The organism is Planktotalea frisia (assembly GCF_001890925.1).
In the GTDB taxonomy this organism is placed as follows: Bacteria; Pseudomonadota; Alphaproteobacteria; order Rhodobacterales; family Rhodobacteraceae; genus Planktotalea; species Planktotalea frisia.
The window spans coordinates 25729-51809 of sequence record NZ_MLCB01000073.1; the positions used below are offsets into that span (position 1 = coordinate 25729).

22 protein-coding genes and 1 pseudogene are annotated in these 26081 nt (G+C 53.3%); 15 read left to right on the forward strand and 8 right to left on the reverse strand.

The window, feature by feature from the left end; translation table 11 throughout:
- Positions 1–15: 15 nt before the first annotated feature.
- From PFRI_RS04205 to PFRI_RS04215, 3 genes are read right to left on the reverse strand one after another with little or no spacing between them, the layout of a single operon-like run.
- Complete coding sequence (locus PFRI_RS04205) at positions 16–414, reverse strand: (deoxy)nucleoside triphosphate pyrophosphohydrolase (RefSeq protein WP_072629489.1); 399 nt, start codon at positions 412–414, stop codon at positions 16–18.
- Positions 411–1637, reverse strand: a complete 1227-nt coding sequence (gene argJ / locus PFRI_RS04210) for a bifunctional glutamate N-acetyltransferase/amino-acid acetyltransferase ArgJ (RefSeq protein WP_072629490.1) — start codon at positions 1635–1637, stop codon at positions 411–413. Before argJ ends, PFRI_RS04205 begins: the two co-directional genes overlap by 4 nt.
- Positions 1638–1640: 3 nt before the next feature.
- Positions 1641–2486 carry a peptidylprolyl isomerase gene (locus PFRI_RS04215; protein WP_072629491.1) on the reverse strand — a complete coding sequence of 282 codons (846 nt, stop codon included), beginning with the start codon at positions 2484–2486 and terminating at the stop codon, positions 1641–1643.
- A gap of 175 nt (positions 2487–2661) precedes the next feature.
- Between PFRI_RS04215 and secA the strand changes: the two genes are divergently transcribed.
- The 3 genes from secA (at position 2662) to PFRI_RS04235 (ending at position 8129) form a co-directional block, all read left to right on the forward strand.
- A complete protein-coding gene (gene secA, locus PFRI_RS04225) occupies positions 2662–5364 on the forward strand; it encodes a preprotein translocase subunit SecA (protein WP_072629493.1) in 2703 nt (900 codons plus the stop codon).
- A gap of 118 nt (positions 5365–5482) precedes the next feature.
- Positions 5483–6541 (forward strand): hypothetical protein, encoded by a 1059-nt coding sequence (locus PFRI_RS04230; protein ID WP_072629494.1) that lies wholly within the window; start codon positions 5483–5485, stop codon positions 6539–6541.
- A 34-nt stretch (positions 6542–6575) separates the two neighbouring features.
- A complete protein-coding gene (locus tag PFRI_RS04235) occupies positions 6576–8129 on the forward strand; it encodes a phosphate ABC transporter substrate-binding/OmpA family protein (RefSeq protein WP_175549226.1) in 1554 nt (517 codons plus the stop codon).
- Here PFRI_RS04235 and radC read toward each other — a convergent pair.
- The 3 genes from radC to dnaK form a co-directional block, all read right to left on the reverse strand.
- Positions 8126–8881, reverse strand: a complete 756-nt coding sequence (gene radC / locus PFRI_RS04240; protein WP_245812252.1) for a RadC family protein — start codon at positions 8879–8881, stop codon at positions 8126–8128. The two genes, PFRI_RS04235 and radC, sit on opposite strands and share 4 nt — an antisense overlap.
- A 116-nt stretch (positions 8882–8997) precedes the next feature.
- Positions 8998–10149 carry a molecular chaperone DnaJ gene (dnaJ, locus tag PFRI_RS04245; protein ID WP_072629496.1) on the reverse strand — a complete coding sequence of 384 codons (1152 nt, stop codon included), beginning with the start codon at positions 10147–10149 and terminating at the stop codon, positions 8998–9000.
- 85 nt (positions 10150–10234) lie between these two features.
- Positions 10235–12148, reverse strand: a complete 1914-nt coding sequence (gene dnaK, locus PFRI_RS04250; RefSeq protein ID WP_072629497.1) for a molecular chaperone DnaK — start codon at positions 12146–12148, stop codon at positions 10235–10237.
- Positions 12149–12373: 225 nt separating this feature from the next.
- Here dnaK and PFRI_RS04255 point away from each other — a divergent pair, with 225 nt between their 5' ends.
- Positions 12374–12976 (forward strand): alpha-ketoglutarate-dependent dioxygenase AlkB family protein, encoded by a 603-nt coding sequence (locus PFRI_RS04255; protein WP_072629498.1) that lies wholly within the window; start codon positions 12374–12376, stop codon positions 12974–12976.
- A gap of 67 nt (positions 12977–13043) precedes the next feature.
- On the opposite strand, the pseudogene PFRI_RS04260 reads toward PFRI_RS04255, so the two are convergent.
- A pseudogene (locus PFRI_RS04260) lies at positions 13044–13866 on the reverse strand (ABC transporter permease).
- 122 nt (positions 13867–13988) lie between these two features.
- Between PFRI_RS04260 and cysQ the strand changes: the two are divergent.
- The 11 genes from cysQ to PFRI_RS04310 all read left to right on the forward strand — a co-directional run bounded on the left by cysQ (position 13989) and on the right by PFRI_RS04310 (position 25151).
- Positions 13989–14786, forward strand: a complete 798-nt coding sequence (gene cysQ / locus PFRI_RS04265; RefSeq protein ID WP_072629499.1) for a 3'(2'),5'-bisphosphate nucleotidase CysQ — start codon at positions 13989–13991, stop codon at positions 14784–14786.
- On the forward strand, positions 14787–15587 hold the full coding sequence (locus PFRI_RS04270) for a 3-deoxy-manno-octulosonate cytidylyltransferase (RefSeq protein WP_072629500.1): 801 nt from the start codon (positions 14787–14789) through the stop codon (positions 15585–15587).
- Positions 15584–16108, forward strand: a complete 525-nt coding sequence (locus PFRI_RS21620; protein ID WP_245812254.1) for a glycosyltransferase family 2 protein — start codon at positions 15584–15586, stop codon at positions 16106–16108. The genes PFRI_RS04270 and PFRI_RS21620 overlap by 4 nt, the downstream gene beginning before the upstream one ends.
- Positions 16098–16841: a glycosyltransferase family 2 protein gene (locus PFRI_RS21625; RefSeq protein ID WP_245812256.1), complete on the forward strand. Its 744-nt coding sequence runs from the start codon at positions 16098–16100 to the stop codon at positions 16839–16841. The genes PFRI_RS21620 and PFRI_RS21625 overlap by 11 nt, the downstream gene beginning before the upstream one ends.
- A 115-nt stretch (positions 16842–16956) precedes the next feature.
- On the forward strand, positions 16957–17850 hold the full coding sequence (galU, locus tag PFRI_RS04280; protein WP_072629501.1) for a UTP--glucose-1-phosphate uridylyltransferase GalU: 894 nt from the start codon (positions 16957–16959) through the stop codon (positions 17848–17850).
- 23 nt (positions 17851–17873) lie between these two features.
- A complete protein-coding gene (gene galE / locus PFRI_RS04285) occupies positions 17874–18857 on the forward strand; it encodes a UDP-glucose 4-epimerase GalE (RefSeq protein WP_072629502.1) in 984 nt (327 codons plus the stop codon).
- Entirely contained in the window at positions 18817–20055 is a 1239-nt protein-coding gene (locus PFRI_RS04290) for a glycosyltransferase family 4 protein (protein ID WP_084649593.1), read from the forward strand. The genes galE and PFRI_RS04290 overlap by 41 nt, the downstream gene beginning before the upstream one ends.
- A 46-nt stretch (positions 20056–20101) precedes the next feature.
- Positions 20102–21112 carry a glycosyltransferase family 2 protein gene (locus PFRI_RS04295; RefSeq protein WP_072629503.1) on the forward strand — a complete coding sequence of 337 codons (1011 nt, stop codon included), beginning with the start codon at positions 20102–20104 and terminating at the stop codon, positions 21110–21112.
- A complete protein-coding gene (locus tag PFRI_RS04300; RefSeq protein WP_072629504.1) occupies positions 21109–22806 on the forward strand; it encodes a DUF5927 domain-containing protein in 1698 nt (565 codons plus the stop codon). Before PFRI_RS04295 ends, PFRI_RS04300 begins: the two co-directional genes overlap by 4 nt.
- 3 nt (positions 22807–22809) lie before the next feature.
- Positions 22810–24228 (forward strand): nodulation protein NodH, encoded by a 1419-nt coding sequence (locus PFRI_RS04305; RefSeq protein WP_072629505.1) that lies wholly within the window; start codon positions 22810–22812, stop codon positions 24226–24228.
- A 5-nt stretch (positions 24229–24233) separates the two neighbouring features.
- Entirely contained in the window at positions 24234–25151 is a 918-nt protein-coding gene (locus PFRI_RS04310) for an aminotransferase class IV (protein WP_072629506.1), read from the forward strand.
- Here the strand turns inward: PFRI_RS04310 and PFRI_RS04315 are convergent.
- Positions 25148–26008 (reverse strand): alpha/beta hydrolase, encoded by an 861-nt coding sequence (locus PFRI_RS04315; RefSeq protein WP_072629507.1) that lies wholly within the window; start codon positions 26006–26008, stop codon positions 25148–25150. The two genes, PFRI_RS04310 and PFRI_RS04315, sit on opposite strands and share 4 nt — an antisense overlap.
- Positions 26009–26081 lie beyond the last annotated feature (73 nt).

Here is a 26081-nt window from a genome sequence, read left to right on the forward strand (position 1 = left end):
CAGAAGTTTCCCCGGCTAGAGCCAATCCCGAAGGATTGGAATCAGCGGAATATCGGCTTCTGGCATAGGATATTTGCTTAAATCGCGGGCATGGACCCATTTAAGTGCCTGATTCTCACGCGATTGCGGAATACCATCCCATTTGCGACAAGCAAACAGTGGCATCAATAGATGGAAGTCATCGTAGCTGTGGCTCGCAAAGGTTAATGGCGCCAGACAGCTTGCCCATGTGTCGATGCCCAGCTCTTCTTGCAGCTCACGGATTAGCGCGGCTTCGGGTGTTTCGCCCTCTTCAACCTTGCCACCGGGAAATTCCCAGAGACCGGCCATTGATTTGCCCTCAGGTCGTTGACCCAAAAGCACACGGCCATCCACATCGATGAGCGCAACGGCGCTAACAAGAACAGTTTTCATGAACGATAGTCCGCGTTGATGGTGATGTAGCCATGGGTGAGATCGCAGGTCCAAACAGTGCTCTTGCCAGAACCGATGCCAAGATCAACGCCGATTACAAGGTTGGACTGCTTCATGTACGTGGCACCGTCATCTTCGTGGTAATCAGGGCAAACCCACCCTTTATCAGCGACGCGCACATCGCCGAAACGGATGCTCAGCAAATCGCGATCTGCAGTGGCACCGGATTTACCAATCGCCATGACAATACGGCCCCAGTTGGGATCTTCGCCAGCGATGGCCGTTTTCACGAGCGGGGAGTTCGCAATGGACAGGCCATGCGTGCGTGCCTCTGCGTCATTCAAAGCGCCCGTCACTTGGATTTCAACGAGTTTTGTTGCGCCCTCACCGTCGCGCACTACTTGCAAGGCGAGGTCTTTCATCACGCCGTGGAGTGCCGTTTTGAAGTCGGCGTTGTTTGTTACATCGACACCGCTCGCGCCTGTTGCGGCGATCAAGAGAGAGTCAGAGGTAGATGTGTCACTGTCCACGGTGATGGAATTGAAGGTCACTTCGTTGAGTTCGGATACCATCGCTTGCAAGTCAGCGCGTTCGATTTGGGCATCGGTAAAGATGTAGACGAGCATCGTCGCCATATCAGGCGCGATCATGCCAGACCCTTTGGCAATCCCTGCGATGGAGACTTTGCTGCCGTGTAAATTAATCTCTGCACCAGCACCCTTGGCGAAGGTGTCAGTCGTGCGGATCGCTTCGGCGGCGGCTTCAATGGCGTCCTCATCTAGTGTCGCTTGCAGCTCGACTATCTTCGCGGTGATCCGATCATGCGCGAGAGGTTCGCCAATGACGCCAGTGGAGGAAGAAAACACGCGCGTTTCAGGGAGATCGAGCGCACTTGCAACTGCATTTGTGACAGCGCGTGTCGCTTCAATCCCGTTCTTGCCAGTGAAAGCGTTGGCGTTGCCAGAGTTCACAATGACCGCAGCACCTGCGTCGCTATCGCCGCCAATCTTCGCCTGACAATCGAGGACAGGCGCGGCGCGTGTGGAGGACTTGGTAAAGACTCCGGCGATAGAACTACCAGGCGCGATCTGCGCGAGCATCACATCGGTGCGCCCTTGATACTTTACGCCCGCAGCAACAGCGGAAAAAGACACGCCGCCAATTCGCGGCAAATTTGGAAACTGCTCCGGCGCGAGCGGGGAGCGGGGCGGCGTGCCTGCCATAATTTACTTCTCCAGTAGAGTGAGGTCTTTGAGATTTGACGTATCAATCTTGTCCATCGCTGTTCTAGAAACGGTCGCAGCGGCGGTCAACTTCTCAATGTAGGCATCCACGACGTTCATGCGGACTTGCTGCTCTAGCTCTTCGCGCACGTCTTCGACTTTTGGAGCGTCCTTGGTGCGAGTTTCATTGAGCTTGATCACGTGCCAGCCAAACTGCGTCTGGACAGGAGCAGAGATTGCACCCGCTTCCATGTCTTTCACAGCATTTTCAAAGGCTGGGACCATCTGGCCTGTGCCAAACCAACCCAATGCACCACCACGAGGGCCGGAGGGGCCTGTTGATTTGACCTTGGCCAGCTCCGCGAAATCAGCGCCGCCTTCTAGTTCACTCACAAGCGCTTTCGCTTCTTCTTCGGTCTCGACCAGAATATGTGAGGCGTCGAATTCTTTTTCTGGCGCAGCGCCACCGTAGGTTTCGTCGTAAACGGCTTTGACGGCTTCTTCCGTCACAGCGCCCGCGAGCATTTTATCCATGTGCTCGGCTGCCATCATCGCGCGTTGTTCATTTTCAAGCGCGAGACGCACGCGGTTCGGGATGTTGTCACCCTCTTGCTCGGCGAGAACAGTCTGCTGGATGACCTGATCCAAGATGCCTTTGAACAAAACTTCATCAGGCAAATCACGGTATTGATCAGGCAAGCTAGAGCGCACCACGATCATGTGACCCATCGTGATATCTGTTCCGTTCACAGTCGCGATAACTTGATCTGCGCCGGTTTCAGCGGACAAAGGCAGTGCAAGCAGTGTTGTCGCAGCAACTGTGGCCAAAAATGAAGTGCGCTTTAACATCGTTTTTTCCTTGTTTTTGGCCGCTTTCGTGCGCGCCGTTGACACTGGGATACCCGACCACTACATCGATTTTAAGCCATGGTTCAGGCCGTCTTTCACCCCTTTATCTATGGGTTGGTTGCAGGGCGAGCAAGTCGAGCCTGAGCACAAAGACGTCAAGAATGGATGAGCGCAGATGCTAGGACTCGGAAAAATCACCAAAAAGATCTTCGGAACGCCGAATGATCGCAAAGTGAAGGCCACGCGCCCACTGGTCGAGAAGATCAATGCGCTGGAGCCGGAGTTCGAAAAACTCACTGACGCGGGTCTGATCGAAAAGACCGAAGAGCTGAAAAAGCGCGCGATTGGTGGCGAAAGCCTTGATGACCTTCTGCCAGAAGCGTTCGCTAATTGCCGCGAAGGTGCGCGTCGCGCGCTTGGTTTGCGCGCGTTTGATACGCAGTTGATGGGTGGCATTTTTCTGCATCAGGGCAATATTTCGGAAATGAAAACAGGCGAGGGTAAAACCCTTGTGGCGACCCTGCCTGCGTATTTGAACGCGTTGACGGGTAAAGGCGTGCACGTTGTTACGGTGAACGACTACCTCGCGAAACGTGACGCGGAATGGATGAGCAAAGTGTTTGGCGCTTTGGGTCTGACAACGGGTGTGATTTATCCAAACCAGGACGACGCTGAAAAGAAAGCGGCCTACGCCTGTGACGTGACTTATGCCACGAACAACGAGCTTGGCTTTGACTATCTGCGCGACAACATGAAGTCCGAGTTGTCCCAGATGTATCAGCGCGATCATAACTTTGCGATTGTGGACGAGGTAGATTCGATCCTGATCGACGAGGCGCGTACACCGCTTATTATCTCTGGTCCTGCGGCGGATCGTTCTGAGCTTTATATGGCGATGGACTTGATCATTCCCGAGCTGACGGAAGAGCACTACGAGCTCGACGAGAAAACCCGCAACGTGTCCTACACGGAAGAAGGCAACGAGTTTCTTGAGAACCTGCTTCTCGAGAAAGGTATGCTTGAGGAAGGCGCGACGCTTTACGATCCTGAAAGCACGACACTTGTGCACCACGTAAACCAAGGTTTGCGTGCCCATAAGCTGTTTGAGAAAGACAAAGAGTATATCGTGCGCGATGGCGAAGTTGTTTTGATCGATGAGTTCACTGGTCGTATGATGAGCGGTCGTCGTTTGTCTGATGGTCTGCACCAAGCGATTGAAGCGAAGGAAGGCTGCCCAATTCAGCCAGAAAACGTCACGCTCGCTTCTGTGACTTTCCAGAACTATTTCCGCCTGTATAACAAGCTGTCTGGCATGACCGGTACAGCGATGACAGAGGCGGAAGAATTCGCTGAGATTTACGGTCTTGGCGTGGTCGAGGTTCCAACGAACCGTCCTATCGCGCGAGTTGATGAGCACGACCAAGTGTTCCGTACCGCGAAAGAGAAATACGAAGAAATTGTAAACGTCGTAAAGGAAGCGCAAGAAAAGGGTCAGCCTTGCCTTGTGGGTACGACGTCTATTGATAAGTCTGAATTCCTCTCCAACATGCTGAAAGAAGCTGGTTTGGAGCATAATGTTCTGAACGCGCGTCAGCACGAGCAAGAAGCGCAGATTGTTGGTGACGCTGGCAAACTTGGTGCGATCACAATAGCGACGAACATGGCGGGTCGTGGTACCGACATTCAGCTTGGCGGCAACGTCGAGTTGAAGGTCCTTGAAGCCCTCGCTGCAGAGCCAGACGCTGATCCAGAAGCGGTGCGCAAGCGCATCGAGGACGAGCATCAGGTTTGGCGTCAAAAAGTGCTTGATGCAGGTGGTCTTTATATCATCGCGACCGAGCGTCACGAGAGCCGCCGTATCGACAACCAGTTGCGTGGCCGTTCCGGTCGTCAGGGTGATCCGGGTCGCTCTGCGTTCTTCTTGTCGCTGGATGATGATCTGATGCGCATCTTTGGCTCGGAGCGTTTGGACAAAGTACTGAACACGCTTGGCATGAAAGAGGGCGAAGCAATTGTGCACCCTTGGGTGAACAAATCCCTAGAGCGCGCGCAGGCGAAGGTTGAAGGGCGTAACTTTGACATTCGTAAGCAGCTTTTGAAGTTTGACGATGTGATGAACGATCAGCGTAAAGTGATCTTTGCGCAGCGTCGTGAGATCATGGAATCCAAGGATGTGTCCGAAATCACGCAGGACATGCGGTATCAGGTGATTGATGACTTGATTGATCAGTACATGCCGCCAAAATCCTACGCGGATCAGTGGGACATGGAAGGTCTGCACGGCGCGATTGCGGAAGCGATTAACATTGATGTTCCCGTTCAGGAATGGGGCGTCGAAGAGGGCGCGGATGACGATGTGATCCGTGAGCGTCTAGAAAAGGCGGCAGACGAGGCGATGGCGCAAAAGGTTGCGGCCTTTGGTCCTGAAAACATGCGCCAGATCGAAAAGCAGATGTTGCTGCAAACGATCGATGGCAAATGGCGTGAGCACCTTGTGACGCTTGAGCATCTTCGCTCTGTCGTGGGGTTCCGTGGCTACGCGCAGCGAGATCCGCTGAATGAGTACAAGAACGAAAGCTTCCAGCTGTTTGAGAGCATGCTTGATGGTTTGCGCACAGAAGTGACGCAAAAGCTTGGTCAAGTGCGTCCGATGACGGACGAAGAGCAAGCGCAAATGGTAGCTGAGTTCCAAGCACAGCAAGAAGCTTTGCAAGATGCGGCGTCTGAAGCGTCTTCTGAAGCGTCGCAAGCGCCTGAGCCAGAAGTTGAGGGCTTTGATGAGAATGACAGCTCTACATGGGGCAATCCTGGTCGAAACGACCCTTGCCCATGCGGTTCTGGTAAGAAGTTCAAGCATTGCCACGGTAAGATTGTCTAATTTGAATAAAGGCACAACTTGGACGTGCGGCCTGAAAGAGTCCTTGCCGTCGTCCCATTCTCGCCCTGATTGAGGGCGATTAGTCCTCCGAACGGTTATCCCCTCGGAGGGCGAGAAAATGGACATCAAAAGAATCGTAATGGCTGGCGGCGTGCTCGCGACAGCGGGTGCCATCGGCTTTGTTATGCAGAACGGTGAATCTGCAAAAGCGCGCTACGCGGGTGCGCCCGTACCTGACATTTCAGGTACTCAAAGCGATCCAATGGAAGTGACGGATATCAAGCTGACCTCCGCGACGTCCAAACCGATTGTCAGCGAAGCTGTTGCGACGAAACCTACGACGAAACCCATGTCCGAGAGTGTTGCCGAAGCAATTGAAGCGCCTGCGCAAGAGATCGACGAGCCAGTTGTAAGAACTGCCGCGCTTGGCGACATCGCCTTGAAGACCACCAGCGCAGCTGAGATCGAAGAGCCTGAGATTGCTGGTCCTGCTTCCCTATGTGACATCTCCATGAACGCTGTGCCGTCCGCAGCTGCGATGGTTGATGTTTCGCTCAAAGCAGACTGCTATCCGAATGAACGTGTTACGTTCCACCACAATGGAATGATGTTTACCCATGCGACAGACCGTGATGGTAACCTTGATCTAAGCATCCCTGCGTTGTCAGAAAATGCGGTGATCATCGTTGCGTTTGCCAATGGTGAGGGCGCGCTTGCGAACGCGAAAGTGCCATCGCTCGCTGACTATGATCGCATGGTTGTGCAGTCAAAAGCCAAGAGCAATTTGCACATCAATGCTTTCGAATTTGGCGCGAACTTTCGTGAAGACGGGCATGTGAACGTCAAGTCAGAGCGCACGATCGAGCACGCCGAGCAAGGTCTTGGCGGATTTATCACAGTTTTGGGTGACAAAGCGCAGGGCGAAGCCCTTGTTGCAGAGGTCTATACATTCCCGACAAACACCTCACAGGCGCAGGGCGATGTGCATGTGTCTGTTGATGCAAACGTAACAATTGCCAATTGTGGGCTTCGCATCGAAGCGCAAACCCTTGAGGTTAGCCGCGCTGGCAAGATGAAGGTTCAGGACTTGTCCTTGCCAATTCCTGGCTGCGATGCGGTTGGTGATTTTCTGGTGTTGCAAAACCTGATACAAGACTTGAAAGTCGCGCGTAACTAAGCGCGCGACACTTCGGGGCTGTTGATTGATGATGATGCAATGTGCGGCGAGCCTCGCCGCATTTTTTGTTTGGGTACTGGTGGCTCCGCTCGCGGCGCAAGATGTGACTTTGACGTCGCCGGATGGCTCAGTTGAAGTCAACGGAACCTTGCTCGGTTTTGATGGCGACTTCTATCGCGTCGAGACGATTTATGGCGAGTTGACGGTGGATGGCACAGGCGTGAACTGTGCTGGCCCTGCCTGTCCTGATCTTCAAAACTATGTAGCTGAACTATCGATTTCTGGTTCTGCCACGATTGGCGAAGTCTTGATGCCAGCGTTGATCGAGGGTTTCGCGTTGCGCAATGGCTATGTCGCTAAGCGAGAAATTATTGATCCGACCCATTTCATTTACAACCTGCGCAACAAAAAAGACGAGGCACTTGTTGGAAAATTCATCTTTCGTGTGACCAACACGGATGAAGGTTTTGCGGATTTGCTCGCGGATGAAGCGGATATTGTGATGTCGCTGCGTGAAATTCGATTGACTGAAAACCGTCGCGCGAATGAAGCGGGGCTTGGCGATTTGCGCGGTCCGAACCGCAGCCGCGTGCTTGCGCTGGATGCGATGGTGCCAATCACCGCGCCGGGCAATCCTGTGGATGCTATTTCACCAGCCACGCTCGCGCGGGTTTTCGCAGGCCGCGTGACGAACTGGAAAGATCTGGGCGGACCTGATGCGCCAATTTCTGTGCACTTGCGCGACCCTAAATCAGGTCTGTCGCAAGCGGTTCAGGATCGCTTGATGGGGCCGGCTGCATTGGTTCTGGACAGTAACATTATTCGACACGCGACGAACAAGGCACTTACGCAAGCTGTGACAGAAGATCCGTTTGCGATTGGCATTTCGAGTTATTCAGAGACCGGAAACGCGGATGTTTTGGTGCTGACAGGCACCTGTGGGTTTTCCCTGCGGGCGGGTCGCGTCACGATCAAGACCGAAGATTATCCACTGACTGCCCCTATGTTTCTCTATATTCCGGCGCGCCGTTTGCCGCAGTTGGCGCGCGAGTTTTTGACATTCACGCGCTCCCCTTCTGCTCAAATCGTTATTCGTCGCGCAGGTTTCGTGGATCAAGCGCCAGAAGAGCTATCGATCAACCAACAAGGCGATCGCTTTGCGAATGCGATTTCGCTGATCGGCACAGAGATCGTTTTGGCCGATCTTAAGCGCTTGGTCACTGTTCTTTCACCGATGAAGCGTCTGAGCACGTCGTTTCGTTTTCGCGCTGGTTCTAGCGCGCTAGATGCTCAATCTCTGTCCAACGTGCAACAGCTTGCCCGCGCGATTGAGACAGGTGTCTATGACGAACGCTCAGTCACTTTCGTTGGGTTTAGCGACGGGCAAGGGCCTGCTGACGGCAACAAGCGGATTGCTTTGAGACGCGCAAATACTGTTTTGGCCGCCGTGAAAAAAGCAGCGGAAACAGTTGATCTCGACACGCTTAATATTTCGGTCGAAGCCTTTGGCGAAGCGTTGCCCATGGCGTGTGACGACAGCGCTTGGGGGAGACAAGTGAACCGTCGCGTTGAGGTGTGGGTGCGCTAAAGCAGGCCTTCGCTGACAAAGCTGGTTTCGCCACTTGCTCCGATAATCAGATGATCGTGAAGCGTGATAGATAGGCTGTCTGCGGCTTGTTTGATGAGCTTCGTCATTTCTATATCGCTGGGCGATGGGTTTGGATCACCAGAGGGGTGGTTATGGACGAGGATAATCGCACAGGAATTCAATTCTAGCGCGCGCTTGAGGACTTCACGGGGATAGACGGGGACATGATCTACAGTGCCAACGCCCATCACTTCATCCGCGATCAACATATTACGGCGATCAAGGTAGAGCACATGAAATTCTTCGGTCTCTTTATGCGCAAGAGCTGTGCGACAATAGGTAAGCACAGCATCCCAGCTAGAGATCAAAGGGCGATGCGCGATACGCGCTTTCGCCAAGCGCTTTGATGCGCTGAACACCAGTTTCAAATCTTGGGTCGCGCTGACGCCGATGAGCGCTTCGAGGCGTGCTGTATCCGCTGCAAGCACGCTTGCAATATCACCGAATTCTGACAGGACTTTCTTCGCAGTGGGTCGCGTGTCCTTGCGTGGCGAGGCGTGGAGGAGCAAAAGTTCGAGCATCTCGGCATCGCTTAGGTGTTCCGCACCGTGATTTTGGAAACGCCCACGCAAAGCGACATGATGATCGCGTAGCTTGGTGTCATAAAGCCCAAGGCGTTTGCGCGCCTTCTCATCCGCAAGACGCGGGTTGAATGCTGGGGCGGCGATATCGGTGAACTGTGTGTGTTGCATACTCATAACAACAGTGATCAACCGATTCGATAAATTTTTAATTAACGCTTATCCCAGTTCAACAAAAAGCCCGACGCAGCATGGCTGGTCGGGCTAATATTTTCATGTGAAGGCGTTTAGCCCTTCATGCCATCCCAGAAGGATTTCACCGAAGAAAAGAAGGTTTTGCTTTCAGGGTTGTTGTCCTCAGAGAGGTCTTCAAACTCTTTCAACAATTCTTTCTGACGGCTTGTCAGGTTCACAGGGGTTTCCACGGCAAGTTCAATGAACATATCGCCAGCGCCACCACCACGCAGGGCAGGCATGCCCTTGCTGCGTAGACGCATCTGACGACCGGACTGGCTACCCGCTGGGATCTTCACACGTGAACGACCACCATCAATCGTAGGCACTTCTATATCGCCACCCAGCGCCGCTGAGGCCATGGACACAGGAACATTGCAGAACAAGTTCACGCCTTCACGTTCAAACAGCTTGTGTTTGGACACTTCGATAAAGATGTAGAGATCACCAGATGGACCCCCGCGCATGCCTGCTTCGCCTTCGCCGGAAAGGCGAATACGTGTGCCCGTCTCAACACCGGCTGGAATGTTCACGCTGAGCGCGCGTTCTTTCTCAACACGGCCTTGACCAGAGCAGGATTTGCACGGGTTCTTGATGATCTGACCCATGCCTGAACAGGTCGGACATGTGCGTTCGACCGTGAAAAATCCCTGCTGCGCACGCACTTTACCCATACCTGAACAGGTCGGGCAATTTGTCGGCTCAGCGCCACCGTCTGCACCAGTGCCTTCGCAGCTCGTGCAATTCACAGCAGTTGGAACGTTGATCGTCTTTTGTAAGCCGCTGAACGATTCTTCGAGCGTGACGCGCATGTTGAAGCGCAGATCAGAGCCGCGCGCTGCACGATTGCGACCACCGCCGCCGCGTTGACCGCCACCCATGAAGTCGCCGAATAGATCATCAAAGACGTCTGAAAAGGCGGATGAGAAATCTCCCTGACCGCCGCCGCCGGGGCGACCGCCACCGCCGCCCATGCCACCCTCAAATGCAGCGTGACCGTAGCGGTCATACGCAGCTTTCTTTTCAGGATCCTTCAGAACTTCGTGGGCCTCATTGGCCTCTTTGAATTGCTCTTCGGCTTTGGGATTATCCGCATTGCGGTCTGGATGGAGCTCTTTGGCTTTCTTGCGATAGCCTTTTTTGATCTCGTCTGCAGACGCACCTTTGGCGATGCCTAGAACATCGTAATAGTCTCGTTTTGACATAACACTCCCCCTTTGAGGAAACGCATTGGGCCGACCCGGTTAAACAGGCCGGCCCTTTAGGGTGTGATCACGCAACTAGCGTGCCTTACCCGCGTTTTTTGTCGTCGTTCAGATCTTCGAAGTCGGCATCAACGATGTCGTCATCCTCGGGGCCAGCGTCCGCTGCCATCGGCTCGTCATCTGTTTCATCCTGAGCGGATTTGTAGATGGCTTCGCCAAGCTTCATGGCTGCTTCTGTGACGTTCTGGATGCCAGACTTGATCTTGTCTGCATTCTCGGTTTCCAGATCGTCGTTGAGCGCGGCAATCGCCAGCTCAATCGCTTCGATGGTCGTTGGATCAACCTTGTCGGCATGCTCTTCCATGGACTTTTCAGTCGAGTGGATGAGGCTTTCCGCCTGGTTCTTCGCTTCGATAAGATCGCGGCGCTCTTTGTCCGCTTCCGCGTTCTCTTCCGCGTCCTTAACCATCTTATCGATGTCTTCGTCAGACAGACCGCCAGAGGCTTGGATCGTGATCTTTTGCTCTTTGCCCGTGCCCTTGTCCATCGCGCCAACAGCAACGATGCCGTTTGCGTCGATATCAAACGTCACTTCGATCTGTGGCAGACCGCGTGGCGCGGGTGGGATGCTCTCGAGGTTGAACTGACCGAGCATTTTGTTGTCGCTCGCCATTTCACGCTCGCCCTGGAACACACGGATCGTCACGGCGTTCTGGTTGTCTTCCGCAGTCGAGAAGATCTGAGACTTCTTCGTCGGGATCGTCGTGTTGCGGTCGATCAAACGTGTGAACACGCCACCGAGCGTTTCGATGCCTAAGGACAACGGTGTAACGTCCAAAAGAACAACGTCTTTGACGTCGCCTTGAAGAACACCAGCCTGAATGGCCGCGCCCATCGCAACAACCTCATCAGGGTTCACACCCTTATGTGGCTCTTTGCCGAAGAACTTTGTCACTTCCTCAACAACGCGCGGCATACGTGTCATACCACCAACAAGGACGATTTCGTCGATGTCGGACGTGGACAGACCCGCATCCTTAAGCGCTGCTTGGCAAGGCTTGATAGAGGCTTTGATCAGATCGGAAACGAGGCTTTCGAGCTTCGCGCGCGTCAGTTTCAGGACCATGTGCAGCGGCTGACCGCCTTTTGGGTCCATGGAAATAAACGGCTGGTTGATCTCTGTCTGGTTCGCAGAGGAGAGTTCGATCTTTGCCTTTTCAGCTGCTTCTTTCAAACGCTGAAGAGCCATCTTGTCTTTGGTCAGATCAACGCCGTTCTCTTTCTTGAACTGATCCGCGAGGTAGTTGACGATGCGCATGTCAAAGTCTTCACCACCAAGGAATGTGTCACCGTTGGTGGATTTCACTTCGAATAGGCCGTCGTCGATCTCGAGGATCGTCACGTCGAACGTACCACCACCGAGGTCATAAACCGCGATTGTCTGTGTTTCTTCTTTGTCGAGACCATAAGCAAGCGCCGCAGCTGTTGGCTCGTTGATGATGCGCAGCACTTCGAGGCCCGCGATCTTGCCCGCGTCTTTCGTCGCTTGGCGCTGTGCGTCGTTGAAGTACGCAGGAACAGTGATAACCGCTTGCGTCACGTCTTCGCCGAGATAGCTCTCTGCTGTCTCTTTCATTTTGCCGAGAATGAACGCGGAAATCTGGCTCGGGGAGTACTTTTCACCCTTTGCTTCGACCCATGCGTCACCATTGCCACCGCTCACAACGGAGAAGGGCAGGTTTTTCATGTCTTTCGCGAGGTGCTCATCGTTAAAACGACGACCGATCAAGCGCTTTACGCCGAATACTGTATTATCGGGGTTTGTGACGGCCTGGCGTTTTGCCGGCTGGCCTACAAGGCGCTCGTCATCTGTGAAAGCTACGATAGACGGCGTTGTGCGCGCGCCTTCAGCATTTTCAATCACGCGTGGCTGAGAGCCGTCCATGATAGAAACGCAGCTGTTTGTTGTTCCAAGGTCAATACCAATTACTTTGGCCATGTTTTCGATCCCTTTTTTTGGTCAAGGCGATGTCACGAGACGCAAACCCGTTACGGCATCTGCGCCCCGATTGGTTAGCTGATCTGCGGTGGTGCAGTTCAACGTTCGAGCGGTATATAAGGAGCGTGTATGGGTGCTGCAAGGATTGTGCGTCACTCATTTGGAGAATTTGCACAGAAGCTGCGAATTTTTTGCGTTTAGGGTGAATAAGGAGTTAACCGAGCCTTGGAAAAGCTGAGTTTACGCGGTTTCGAGATTTATAAGGGTTTGCTTGATCTTGAGGCGCAGCAAGCCTTGGTCGCAGCTGTGCGCGAGGTGGCAAAAGCTGCGCCGCTGTTTTCGCCAATGACCCCATACGGCAAGCCGATGCGCGTCAAGATGACCTCAGCGGGGAAGTACGGCTGGGTCTCTGATCGTTCCGGGTATCGGTATTCTGAAAAGCATCCTGAGGGGATGGCTTGGCCAGATATTCCTAGTGAAGTTCTGGATATTTGGCAGCGCGTGAGCGGGTCTGATCGTGCGCCTGAATGTTGCTTGATGAACTTTTACGGCGAGACTGCGCGCATGGGTTTGCATCAAGACCGAGACGAGAGCGATTTTTCAGAGCCGGTGGTGTCAGTGTCTCTTGGGGATGACGGCTTGTTTCGCATTGGTGGCTTGGAGCGCGTTGGATCAACGGAATCGATCTGGCTGAGCTCAGGTGATGTTGTGGTCATGGGGGGGGAAGCGCGTTTGACATATCATGGGGTTGATAAAATCAGGTTCGGGTCGTCGCGTCTGTTGTCCAAAGGGGGGCGTTTGAACCTCACCCTCAGGGTTGTTGATTGAGATTGGGAGGGGGCCAGCCCCCGCGCTGGGCGCCCCCTGAAGTTTATTTAGAAAGATGAAGCACGTTTTACTGACGCGCGCTCCAGCTCGCGGAGGCGTGTTTGCGGGTGTAGAATTCGCCCATCATGCCAATCATGAGGAATATGAGGCCCACATAAAATGCGTACTCCCATGAAGAATTGCGCGGCGCGTAATTGACGAAGGCGTAGCCGCGCGACTGATCGATGCAGTGAAACAGAGGATTCCAGTCGAACATGGCAAGCAGTTGTGGGCTCAGTGTGTTGGCAACGAACATTTTGCCCGATGCGATCATGTTGGCACGCTGGTAGATCGTCAGAGAGCAAGGATGACAGGCCGGGCGACCAAGGTTTGATTGCGAGAAAGACGAGACCAACGGCAACAGCCGTGAACCATGCCAAGAGGATCATGAACATCACGCCTGTCACGTTCTGTATTTCAAATGGGGTCACAAGCACGTGGTAGGCGAACATGATCACAAAGAGCGACAACATCTGAATGTAGAGTTGCGTGAGAGCAGTGGCAGCGATGGAAATCGATGTGTTCATCGGTGCGTGCTTCATCATTGGCGAAGCGGGGCCCTCAGAGCCTGCGACGGCGCCAACGGTTTTAATGTGGGTCATGAACAGGAAGATGCCTGTCATGATGTAGACCATGAAATCGCCACGTAGAACCGCACCGCGCAGGCCAAGGATAGAGAACATGAAATAAAACGCCAGAACGAAGATGATCATCTGCATCAGGTTCATCACGATACTCATCAACGCATTGCCATGCGTTTTACGGATCGTGCGAACGATGTTGTGGTAGACGAGATCACAGAAAGTCAGAACTTTCCTGAATGTCGTTTCCCGCTTTCGGACCTGAAACATGTGTACTCTGCCTGATATGGGACGAATTGATTGATGTTTATTGCCGTCCCCGTCCCTTACTATAATAAGAGACATGTATATTTTATCAACAATACAGATGAATTCAGGCAAGGATTAGGCAGATGGACTATAAACAACTCGAAGAGAGCATGCGCCGTTTGGCCTTGGCCGCGGGCGATGTGATTATGGACATCTATGGTCAAGACGACTTTGACGTTAAATCCAAGTCTGACGATAGCCCCGTGACAGCAGCGGACGAAGCAGCGGATGCGTTGATTTCTGAAGGTTTGCGCGCGGTGTTTCCGGATGTGATGCTCGTGACGGAAGAGCAATCCGAGTCGCACACTGCAAAGGGCGATACGTTCCTGATCGTTGATCCTTTGGACGGCACAAAGGAGTTCATTCACCGTCGCGGCGATTTCACCGTGAATATTGCTTATGTGGAGAATGGTGTCCCAACGCGTGGTGTTGTTTATGCGCCTGCGAAAAAGCGGATGTTCTACACGCGCGCAGATGGGCAATCGATCGAAGAGACGGGGCCATTGCATCCAGATGTGATTGGTCAGCAAAATATCATCGCAGTGAGCAAGCCTGATAACAAAGCGCTCTACGTTGTTGCGTCCAAATCGCACCGCGATCAGGCGACGGATGACTACATCAACAAATACAAGGTGCGCGATATGAAGAGCGCGGGTTCGTCCTTGAAGTTCTGCCTAATTGCAACGGGTGAAGCAGATATTTACCCGCGGGTCGGGCGCACAATGGAGTGGGACACGGCTGCGGGGCATGCTGTTTTGACGGGGGCTGGTGGGCGCGTTGTGTGCTTTGATAACCATGAAGAGCTAACCTATGGCAAAGATGATTTCGCCAACCCGTTCTTCATTGCCTATTCCCCTGATGTTGAACTGAAAGAAGCGTAAGTGTCTGTTCTGATTGTTATTCCTGCGCGTTACGCGTCAGTGCGTTATCCTGCAAAGCCGCTTGCAGAATTAAAGGGGGCGAGCGGGCAATCGCGATCGCTTATTCAACGTGCTTGGGAGGCGGCGAGCGCTGTCAAAGGCGTAGACCGTGTTGTTGTGGCGACGGATGATGATCGGATCAAACACGCGGCAGAGGCGTTTGGCGCGGATGTTGTCATGACGCCGGAGAGTTGTGCCAATGGCACAGAGCGATGCGCGTCTGCCTATGATGTTCTGGGCAGCGATGCGGAGATCGTAGTGAATCTACAGGGTGATGCGCCGCTGACCCCTGCTTGGTTCGTTGAGGATTTGATCGAGGCGATGCGCGCGACGCCAGCGGCGGACATTGCGACGCCTGTTTTGCGCTGTGACGGACGGGCTTTGAATGGTTTTCTTGCGGATCGCAAGGCTGGGCGCGTCGGGGGTACGACGGCGGTGTTTGATGTGAACATGCGCGCGATGTATTTCAGCAAAGAGGTGGTTCCATTTACGTCGGACACCTACCCGAACGAGGCAAGAACCCCTGTGTTTCACCACGTGGGCGTCTACGCGTATCGACCTGCAGCGCTCAAGGCTTATCCGGACTGGCCTGTGGGTCCTCTGGAGCAGTTAGAAGGTTTAGAGCAGCTACGCTTTATGGAGCAGGGCGGCACGGTGCGCTGTGTGGAAGTGCAGCCAAAGGGCCGTCAGTTTTGGGAATTGAATAACCCCGAAGATGTCCCTGTGATTGAGCGGATGATGCAGGAGATGGGGATTGAATGAGCGCCCCTTCGGTCTCTGTCATTGTTGTGAGCAGAGGCCGCGCTGCTGATCTACCGCTGTGTTTGTTGGGGGTTTCTCAGCTCGATTTTCCGCTCTTTGAAGTTGTTTTGGTCGCTGACGAAGCCGGGCTAGAGGCTGCACGGGGTTTGCCATTTTTTGATGAACTGAAAACGGTAACGTTTGAAGAGGCTAATATCTCCAAAGCGCGCAATCTTGGGATCTCAGAGGCAGCAGGCGAAATCGTTGCTTTCATAGATGATGACGCTGTGCCGGAACCGACGTGGCTACGTTATCTAACCGCTGGATTTAGCGAACCTGAAGTTGCCGTCGCAGGCGGATTTGTGCGTGGACGCAACGGGATTAGTTTTCAATGGAAAGCGCGCAGCGTGGATTGTTTTGGAGATGCCACCCCGCTCGACGTTTCTGAGGATAAGATCAGCATCCTAACACCTACGAATGGACGCGCGATCAAGACGGAGGGCACCAACATGGCAGTGCGCCGTGATGTGAGTGCGCCGTGATGTGATTGCGCAGATGGGTGGGTTTGATCCGGCTTATCGTTTTTATTTGGATGAGACCGACCTGAACTATCGCATGATGCAAGAAGTTCATCGCACAGCAATCGCACCGCTTGCGCAAGTTCATCATGGGTACAAGGCGAGTGCAACGCGACGTCAGGATCGTGTTCCAACTGACTTGACCGAGATTGGGGCGAGTCTTGCGGTTTATTTGCGTAAGTTTGCGCCGAACACCCAACATAAAGTGACATTTGCCAAGGCGCGCAAAGAGCAAAGGGTAAGGGCCCTGCGCCATATGATGGCGGGCTTGTTGGAGCCGCGAGATGTTAGGCGCTTGATGGGCAGTTTTGATAAGGGTGTCGAAGTAGGTTCGCAGCGCGCAATAAGCACCTTGTCCACTATTCCTTTGGCGCGCGACGGGTTCAAACCTTTAACTCAGCGTTTCAAAGGGCAGCATGTGATTGTCGAGGGGTCATGGTTCAAGCGCAAAGCGTTGAGACAGATGGCCATGGAAACTGTTAGAAACGGCACGCGCACTTCGCTTTTCATATTTTCGCCCACTCTGCGCCCTCACAAGGTGCGATTCACGAAAGAGGGTGTTTGGGAACAGACTGGCGGTCTCTTTGGGCGCAGTGTTCGTGCGGGCGCACACGTTTTAGGGGTGACGCAAAAGCAAAGGGTCGCGCAAGAGTTGAAGCGACTTGCAAAGCTGCGCGATTTCCCGCCAAAAGTGTAAAGCGACGATTTTGGAAACAATGCCATCAAATTTCGATTAATAGACATGTTTTGGGCCCATTTCGTACCTAGAGCCGAGTCGAGACGTTAAGTGGTTTGAACACAGGGGCAATGTGATGCGTAACAAAGTAACAAAGGCAATCTTTCCGGTCGCGGGCCTCGGCACGCGGTTTTTGCCTGCGACAAAATCGGTTCCGAAAGAAATTATGACCCTCGTGGATCGTCCGTTGATCCAATACGCAATTGATGAGGCGCGCGCAGCAGGGATCAAAGAGTTCATCTTTGTGACGTCTCGCGGAAAAGGCGCGCTTGAGGATTACTTTGATCACTCGCCCCAGCTTGAGAACGAGCTGCGTAAAAAGGGCAAAGATGATCTGCTCGAAATTTTGAAGTCCACAAACATGGACAGTGGCGCGATCGCTTACATGCGTCAGCACAAAGCGCTGGGCCTTGGTCACGCAGTTTGGTGTGCACGTCGTTTGATCGGCAATGAGCCATTTGCGGTGATCCTGCCAGACGATGTGATCGCGGCGGAAAAGCCGTGCTTGCAGCAAATGGTCGAAGCGTATGAAGACGTCGGTGGCAACATGGTTGCAGCGATGGAAGTTCCGCCTTCAAAGGCCTCGTCCTATGGTATCTTGGATGTGAAGGAAGACATGGGCTCGATGGTCTCCGTCAAAGGCATGGTTGAAAAGCCAGCGCCGGGCACAGAGCCGTCCAACTTGGCCGTCATTGGCCGCTATATTCTGTCACCACATGTTCTTAAAAACCTCAATAAGATCAAATCTGGCGCGGGCGGTGAAATCCAACTGACTGATGCGATTGACCAAGAGATCGGTACGGATCGTGGCGTTTACGGGTACCGCTTCCGCGGGCAGCGGTTTGACTGCGGGTCGAAGTCGGGTTTCTTGCAGGCGACTGTGGCGTTTGGTCTGTCTCGTGAAGACTTACGTGACGATCTGCATGGTTATCTGACCGATCTTATGGCAACTGAGAAAGCAGCTCAGTAGGCATTTGAACGGGAGATCTAAGGTTGGACAACGTATTAGTTGCGGGCGGCGCAGGATACATTGGCTCGCATGCGTGCAAAGCTGTGTCCAACGCTGGTTTTACACCGGTGTGTTTCGACAACCTTTCCACAGGCTGGGAGGACGCGGTTAAGTTTGGTCCATTCGAGCAAGGCGACTTGCTGGATCGCGCCCGCATTGACGAGGTTATCGCCAAGCATAAACCCATCGCCATCATGCATTTCGCAGCGCTTTCGCAAGTGGGAGAGAGCATGGATGATCCGGGGCTCTATTGGCGCACGAATGTGCTGGGCTCGCTCAATCTGATCGAAGCGGCAGTCGATGCGCATATCAACAAGTTTATCTTTTCGTCGACCTGCGCCACGTATGGCGATCAGGACAATGTTGTCCTTGATGAAGACAGCGTTCAGCAGCCTATCAATGCCTATGGCGCGTCCAAGCGCGCGGTTGAGAATATCCTCTATGACTTCGAGCGCCGTTTTGGCCTGCGTCATGTGATTTTTCGCTATTTCAACGTCGCTGGCGCGGACCCTGAGGGCGAAGTGGGTGAGTTTCATCAGCCTGAGACGCATCTGATCCCGCTCATGCTTGATGCGATTGATGGCAAGCGGGATGCTTTGACGATCTATGGCACGGACTATGAGACGCCCGATGGTACCTGCGTGCGCGACTATGTGCATGTCTGCGACTTGGTCGATGCGCATTTGCTTGGGATGCAGTGGCTTACGGATGGACGTCCGAGTGCTGTGTTCAATCTGGGTACAGGCTCTGGATTTAGCGTGCGCGACGTTGTGGATCACTCCAAAAGCGTCACCAATAAGGAAGTGCCGATTATCGAGGGTGCCCGCCGCGCGGGCGATTGCACGCAGCTTGTGTCTGGATCTAGCAAGGCTGAAGCAGAGCTGGGTTGGAAGCCGACGCGTTCCAACCTCAAGTCAATGATCGGCGATGCGTGGAGGTGGCACCAAACTGGGCACTATTCCAAATAACGACAGGCCTATTTGCCTTGATCTGACCCGTCTCCTGAGCCGTACAGGCATGGTGCATACGGGTGTTGATCGTGTGGAATGGGCCTATTTGGAGTGGTGTTTAAGCTTGGATCGCCCTGTTTTTGCGCTGGTCCGCAGCGCGTTTGGGTATTTTCTGCTTGATCGCGTGAGTATGGCTTTTGCGCATCAGCATCTTAGGACCGCGGATTGGGGTAAAACTGATCTCCTCTCGCAATTCGCGTTCAAGTTAAGCCCAGCCCGCCGCGCTGCCGAAGCTGCCTTGCGCAAGCACGCGATTGCACGCGCTACGCCGTCCCGCATTGGCGTTCTCTTGCGCCGGAATTTTGCCGATGGCGTGCTGTATCTCAACACAGGTCATAGCAATCTCAGCAAGCGCGTTTTCCGCGCGTTCCACTCGTTGAAAGGCGCACAAATCGGGGTTTTGATTCACGATCTTATCCCGCTGGATTGGCCCGATTATCAACGGGCCGGTACCGTTGCACAGTTTGAAAAACGCATGCGCGTCGTGTCGCAATTCGCGGATGTTTTGATCTGCAATTCACAGCAAACGCTTGACGATTGTACGCGTCATTTCAAGGGCTTCGGTAGAATGCCAGAGGCTTTTGTGGCCCATCTTGGCGTTGATCTGCCTGACCACCCAGAGGTGGCATTGCCGCAAGTACCACGCCCCTACGTTATTACCATCGGCACGATTGAACCGCGCAAGAACCACGTCTTCTTGCTCGATCTTTGGGATCAGTGGGAGGAAGCACCGCATCTGGTGATTTGCGGCAATCGAGGTTGGAAGAATGAGGACGTGTTTGCGCGCCTTGATAAGGGCGATACCGCAAATATCACTGAGCTGAATGGGCTTGAGGATGCGCAGATGATGGGCTTGCTCAAAGGAGCGAAAGCGGCGCTGTTTCCGAGCCTTGCAGAGGGGTTTGGGCTGCCACAGGTGGAGGCATTAAGCCTTGGCGTGCCCGTCATATGTGGCGATCTTGGCATATATCGTGAAATCTTGGGAGAATTCCCCGTTTACGCAACGACTTCAAATGCTTATGATTGGCGTATCGAGGTTGAAAAATTGCTGCGTCAAGACAGTGAGAATCACGGTAGAGTAGTCAAAGATCAGGCCCAGTTCACAGCGCCGAAGTGGGATGCACATTTTAACCTTGTGTTACGACACTTTGGTTAATGGTGTATGTGCCGAGCTGTTGGGGTCATGAGGAGGCAGAACAGACGTGGGTATCGTCAAGTCATATAGGCTTCGATTGCAACGCAAGCGTTGGCGCATTCGTGCGATTCGCAAGCGTCGCGAATTGGAACCCATCCGCAATCGCACGCGCCAAATCAAGCGCGGCGATATTTTTCTGTTTTCCACAATGCGCAATGAGCATGTGCGCTTGCCATACTTTCTGAAATATTACCGCGATCTCGGGGTGAACCACTTCTTTATCGTGGATAATGACAGCACGGATGGCGGGCTTGAGTATCTCTCCGAGCAGCCTGATGTCTCTGTCTGGCATTCTCAGAACAGTTACAAACGTTCGCGCTACGGCGTTGATTGGCTCAATTGGTTGCAACTGCGCTACGCGCATGGCCACTGGTGCTTGACGGTTGATCCTGATGAGTTCTTTCTCTTCCCGTTCTGCGACACGCGTCCTATTCGTGCGTTGACAGATTGGCTTGATGCGTCGTCGATTAAATCGTTTAGCGCGATGCTTTTGGATATGTATCCCAAAGGGCGCATTGATGCAGAGACCTATCTACCGGGTCAAAACCCGATGGATATCGCGTGTTGGTTTGATTCCGGCAATTACACGATTGAAAAGAACAAAAAGCTTGGCAATCTTTGGATCCAAGGGGGTCCGCGCGCGCGCGTCTTCTTCCCTGATACGCCAGAGAAAGCACCTGCGCTGAACAAAATCCCACTGGTAAAGTGGGATCGCCGTTACACTTACGTCAGCTCAACGCACAACCTACTGCCGCGCGGTCTTAACCTTGTTTACGATGAATGGGGTGGTGAAAAAGCGTCGGGCGTTTTGCTGCACACGAAGTTCCTCAACACCTTTTCTGAAAAAGCGCAGGAAGAGTTGGAGCGCAAGCAGCACTATTCTGCCAGCGTTGAATACAAAGCCTATGCAGAGCGGCTCGCGGAGAACCCTGATCTGTGGTGCAAGTGGTCTGAGAAATACATCAACTGGCGTCAGCTCGAAATTCTTGGCCTCATGTCCAAAGGAAACTGGGCTTGAGCGTAGGGATCATCATGTTAGTCCACACAGCCCTCGGGCGCGCGGAACAAGTCGCGCGCCATTGGGCTGCGTCTGACTGCCCTGTGGTGATCCATGTTGACAAGAAGGTCGATAACAAGACCTACCGCGAATTTCAAAATGCCATTCGCGATGAACCTTTGATCAAATTCTCAAAGCGTCATTTTTGCGAATGGGGCGGCTGGGGCATCACTGCTGCTACGCAAGCTGCTGCCGAAGAATTGCTGCATAGCTTTGCCGATGTGCGCCATGTATTTCTCGCCTCTGGCTCGTGTTTGCCTCTGCGCCCTGTCGATGAGTTGAAAGAGTATCTTGATGCGCGCCCGCGCACCGATTTCATTGAATCAGCGACAACCTCTGATGTGCCTTGGACGGTTGGCGGCCTTGATATCGAACGTTTCACCCTGCGCTTCCCGTTCTCATGGAAAACGCAGCGGCGTATGTTCGACAAATACGTCGCATTTCAGTGCAAGCTCGGGTTAAAGCGGCGTATTCCCAAGGGTCTCGTTCCGCACATGGGATCACAGTGGTGGTGCCTTACGCGGCAAACGCTTTCTGCGATCTTAGAAGACCCCGAGCGCCCCAAGTATGACCGGTATTTTCGCAAAGTCTGGATCCCTGACGAGAGCTATTTTCAGACCCTCGCGCGTCAGTATTCTGCGAATATCGAAAGCCGCTCTTTGACTCTGTCAAAGTTCGATTTTCAAGGTAAGCCGCACATCTTTTATGACGACCACCTCCAACTTTTGCGCCGCTCTGATTGCTTTGTGGCGCGTAAGATTTGGCCCCATGCGGATCGTGTGTATGAGACGTTTTTGACGGATGGCGCAGGTGCGATGAAGCGTGCAGAGCCGAACCCCGGTAAGATCGACCGTATTTTCGCGAAAGCGGTCGAGCGGCGAACACGCGGTCGTGCAGGTCTTGTTATGCACTCTCGTTTCCCGAATGAAGGTTGGGAGAATGGGCTGACCTGTTCTGCGTATTCGGTGTTTCAAGGCTTTACCGAGCTGTTCGAGGATTTCGAACCTTGGCTTGCCAAGGCGACGGGCACACAAGTGCATGGACACCTCTTTTCGCCGGAACGCGCAGAGTTTTCGTCAAGTCAGACTGTTATCAACGGTGGTCTCAGCAACGCGCCTGAGCTGCGCGATTATAACGGTGCGGCCTTTCTGACGAACCTCATTTGGAACACGCGCGGTGAACGTCAGTGTTTCCAATTCGGGCCAATGGATACGCAAAAGATCTGCTGGAAACTTAGCAATGATCCGAATGCGCAGATTTCTGTTATCACGGGCGCTTGGGCGGTTCCGTTGTTCACAGCCAATCAAAACTTCTCAGACTTGCGTCGCGAAGCTGCGCGTCTGCAAAAGATCGAGAACAAGTTTCTCTATAAGTTGCGCAACCCCTACGCCAAAGTGCGCATTCGTATTTGGACCATGGCTGAATTCACTGAAAGCCCGATGGAGCCTTTGCAGACCATCATTGACGAAATTGGGAACGCGCCTCAAAGACGACTGTCCGAGGCACCGAAAATGGCAGACCTCACAGGTTTTGGTCAGTTCCTACAGAACCTCAAGAACCAAGGGATGCACCCGCATTTGATGGGCGATTTCCCCATCCATGATGATCCTATCACGCCTGTTAAAAAGCAACGTAAACCCTATTTGGTGAAGTAAGATATGAGTGACGCATTCGACTATTTCATCGTCTTTGCAGAAATGCGTACGGGCTCGAATTTTCTAGAGGCAAACTTGAACGCGATAGACGGCGTGACTTGTCACGGTGAAGCTTTCAATCCGCATTTTATTGGCTACCCGAATAAAACTGAAATTCTAGGCGTTACCCGTGAAATGCGTGAGAAAAGCCCAGAACAGTTGATCGAAACGATCAAGAAGTTCTCAGATGGTTTAGGCGGTTTTCGTTACTTTCACGACCATGATCCACGCGTCATGGACATTGCAATGGACGATCCGCGCTGCGCCAAAATTATCCTGACGCGCAACCCTCTTGAAAGCTATGTTTCTTGGAAGATTGCGCAGGAAACGGGACAGTGGAAGCTGACCAACGTAAAGCGCCGGCGCGACGCGAAAGCGACGTTTAATGCAGCGGAATTCGAGATGCATGTGGAAGAGCTGCAAGCGTTTCAGGTGACCTTGCTCAATCGTTTGCAAGCTCAAGGGCAAACCGCGTTTTATGTGGCTTACGAGGACCTGCAAAACCTTGACGTGATGAACGGCCTTGCGGGTTTTCTAGGGGTCGACGGTCGCCTTGGCGGGCTTGATGATTCACTCAAGCCCCAGAACCCGGTCGCCTTGGAAGACAAGGTTGCGAACCTTGATGATTTGAACGCTGGTCTGGCGCGGCTGGATCGTTTCAATCTCGCACGTACGCCCAATTTCGAGCCGCGTCGTGGGCCTGTTGTACCAAGCTACATTGCTGCACAAAACGCGCCACTGCTCTACATGCCGATCCGCTCAGGCCCTGAGCAGGTCGTGCAAAATTGGCTTGCTGCCTTGGATGATGCGCTTCAAACAGGCTTTAACCAAAAGTCGTTGCGCAATTGGAAGCGAGACCATGTGGGGCACCGTACGTTCACGGTATTGCGCCATCCTGCGCTTCGGTTGCACGATGCGTTTTGTAGTAAAATTTTGACCACCGGCCCCGGTAGTTTCAACAAAATCCGCAACACTTTACGCCGCTTTCACAAACTTCCTATTCCGGGCCAAGAACCGAACGAAAACTGGGACCTCGCGGCGCATCGCGAAGCGTTTATCGCTTTTGCGCAGTTTGTGAAGATGAACCTGTCTGGCCAAACCTCTATTCGCGTCGATGCGCATTGGTGCAGTCAGTCGCAAGCGATTGCAAACATGGCTGATTTTGCTCTGCCCGATATGGTGTTGCGCGAAGATCAGCTTGCCGAAATGCTCCCCATACTTGCGCTCTCTGCGGGTTGCGAAACAGCGCCTGCACCTGACTTGGAAGCACAAGAGCCGATGTTCTTTAACCTATCGGACATCTACGATGCAGAAGTCGAAAGCGCTGTGCAAGATGCCTATCAGCGCGACTATCTGATGTTCGGATTTGAAAGCTGGGGCTGACGCAAATGAGCACTGACACGCACACAACCCACGACGCTGAAGATGACGCTCGCAACCGTAACATCAAGATTTATGTGAACGGTGATCTCGTCCACCGCGATGATGCGAAGGTGTCTGTGTACGACAGTGGCTTTATGCTTGGTGATGGCATGTGGGAAGGGATGCGGCTCTACAATGGGACGTGGGCCTTTTTCGACGAACACATGGATCGATTTTTCGAGAGCTGCAAGGCGGTGTCACTTGATGTTGGCATGGACCGCGCTGGCATCATGGACGCGCTGCAAAAGACCGCAGATGCGAATGGAATGACCACCGATGTGCATTGCCGTTTGATGCTGACGCGCGGAGTGAAGGTGAAACCGTTTCAACATCCTTCGCTCAGTCGCACTGGGCCAACCATGGTAATTATCATGGAACATTCAAAGCCCGCTACTGCATTGCAAAGCAAAGGCATTCGTTTGGCAACTGTGCCGCAAGTGCGGGGTTTGCCGATGTCACAGGATGCGAAATACAACTCTCACTCCAAGCTAAACTGTGTGATTGCCTGCCTTCAGGCGGAACAAGCAGGGGCGGATGAGGGTTTGATGCTCGACCCGCATGGCTTTGTGAACACGACGAACGCGTGCAACTTTTTTATTGTGCGCAAGGGGGCTGTTTGGACCTCAACTGGGGACTATTGCATGAATGGTGTGACGCGTCAGAAGGTGATCGATCTGTGCCGCGCCAATGAGATCGACGTGCATGAGCGCAACTATTCGCTAGTGGACGCCTATGGCGCCGACGAGGCGTTTTTGACTGGAACTTTTGGCGCGCAAACCCCTGTGGGTGAAATTGATGGCAAGCCGATCGGCGATGGAAATCGACCTGTCACAGCGCGCATCAGAGCGCTCTATAAAGAGCTGGTCGAGGCGCATACCGCTTAAACACTGCGCAGGCCTTTGCCAAATTCACCTACGCCGTCAACTTTGCTTTGCACGCACTCTGTTATGCGCGCCAATGCCTCAGCTGAATCCTGTTGAGTGCTGTCCATAAGTTGAAAATCGTGTGGCATGGCGGGCCAAAGATCGCAGATCACATCGGCCCCGTTTACGACCTGTTGTTGTGCAAATTGCAGGATCATATCGCGCAGAATTTCTTGGCCACCAGCCTGCAAGTAAAGCGGGGCGAGGCCAGAATAATCATGCTCAATCGGCGAAAGGGCTTTGCGCCCGTATGTGCCATCAGGGTCCAGCCATGTGCCGAACTGCAAGGCCATCCAACCTTGAACCAGATCGCTTTTGTCATTGGCCGATAGGCTCTCACCGCGATCACCAATATCGGTCCAAGGACACAGAGCGATGCACGCTGCGGGTTGCGGCATGACTTGCTCGCGCAGAGCAAGAAGTAACATCAGAACCATGTGCCCCCCCGCGCTATCACCAATGATGACGATGTTTTTGGGTGGCGTGTCCTTGGCGACGTGATGCCAAGCACTGAGCGCATCCTCGGCCTGAGCAGGGTGGGGATGCTCGGGTGTCAAACGATACTCAGGCGCAAACAGCGGTGCGCCAATGTGATGCGCGAGCATCGCTGCAAACCGTTTGCTCATAGCGCCGTGAAATGTGTATCCGCCACCGTGAAGATACAGAATTGTGGCATTGCTTTTGCTTTTGCGTGGCAAGTACCACGTCCCTTTTGGGTCGCTGTGTTGGCGGGTATCGATGTCATAGATATCGGGTGTTTCGGTCTGCACAGCGTCGAGGATTTGTCGTCCTTCGTTGATGTTTTTCGCATTATACACAGAGTCCTCGAGCACCCGACTTTTGACGGGTTGACGTCTGACCGTAGAACGATTCAGCTAACCGCATGATCCG

What these genes read in the sequence shown, in the direction of transcription:
- PFRI_RS04305 (WP_072629505.1), top strand. Translation starts at nt 22,810, where the DNA reads ATGAGTGACGCATTCGACTATTTCATCGTCTTTGCAGAAATGCGTACG.
- PFRI_RS04215 (WP_072629491.1), bottom strand. Translation starts at nt 2,486, where the DNA reads ATGTTAAAGCGCACTTCATTTTTGGCCACAGTTGCTGCGACAACACTG.
- PFRI_RS04205 (WP_072629489.1), bottom strand. Translation starts at nt 414, where the DNA reads ATGAAAACTGTTCTTGTTAGCGCCGTTGCGCTCATCGATGTGGATGGC.
- dnaK (WP_072629497.1), bottom strand. Translation starts at nt 12,148, where the DNA reads ATGGCCAAAGTAATTGGTATTGACCTTGGAACAACAAACAGCTGCGTT.
- PFRI_RS04235 (WP_175549226.1), top strand. Translation starts at nt 6,576, where the DNA reads ATGCAATGTGCGGCGAGCCTCGCCGCATTTTTTGTTTGGGTACTGGTG.
- secA (WP_072629493.1), top strand. Translation starts at nt 2,662, where the DNA reads ATGCTAGGACTCGGAAAAATCACCAAAAAGATCTTCGGAACGCCGAAT.
- PFRI_RS21620 (WP_245812254.1), top strand. Translation starts at nt 15,584, where the DNA reads ATGAGCGCCCCTTCGGTCTCTGTCATTGTTGTGAGCAGAGGCCGCGCT.
- cysQ (WP_072629499.1), top strand. Translation starts at nt 13,989, where the DNA reads ATGGACTATAAACAACTCGAAGAGAGCATGCGCCGTTTGGCCTTGGCC.
- PFRI_RS04310 (WP_072629506.1), top strand. Translation starts at nt 24,234, where the DNA reads ATGAGCACTGACACGCACACAACCCACGACGCTGAAGATGACGCTCGC.
- radC (WP_245812252.1), bottom strand. Translation starts at nt 8,881, where the DNA reads ATGCAACACACACAGTTCACCGATATCGCCGCCCCAGCATTCAACCCG.
- dnaJ (WP_072629496.1), bottom strand. Translation starts at nt 10,149, where the DNA reads ATGTCAAAACGAGACTATTACGATGTTCTAGGCATCGCCAAAGGTGCG.
- galU (WP_072629501.1), top strand. Translation starts at nt 16,957, where the DNA reads ATGCGTAACAAAGTAACAAAGGCAATCTTTCCGGTCGCGGGCCTCGGC.
- argJ (WP_072629490.1), bottom strand. Translation starts at nt 1,637, where the DNA reads ATGGCAGGCACGCCGCCCCGCTCCCCGCTCGCGCCGGAGCAGTTTCCA.
- PFRI_RS04290 (WP_084649593.1), top strand. Translation starts at nt 18,817, where the DNA reads ATGCGTGGAGGTGGCACCAAACTGGGCACTATTCCAAATAACGACAGG.
- PFRI_RS04230 (WP_072629494.1), top strand. Translation starts at nt 5,483, where the DNA reads ATGGACATCAAAAGAATCGTAATGGCTGGCGGCGTGCTCGCGACAGCG.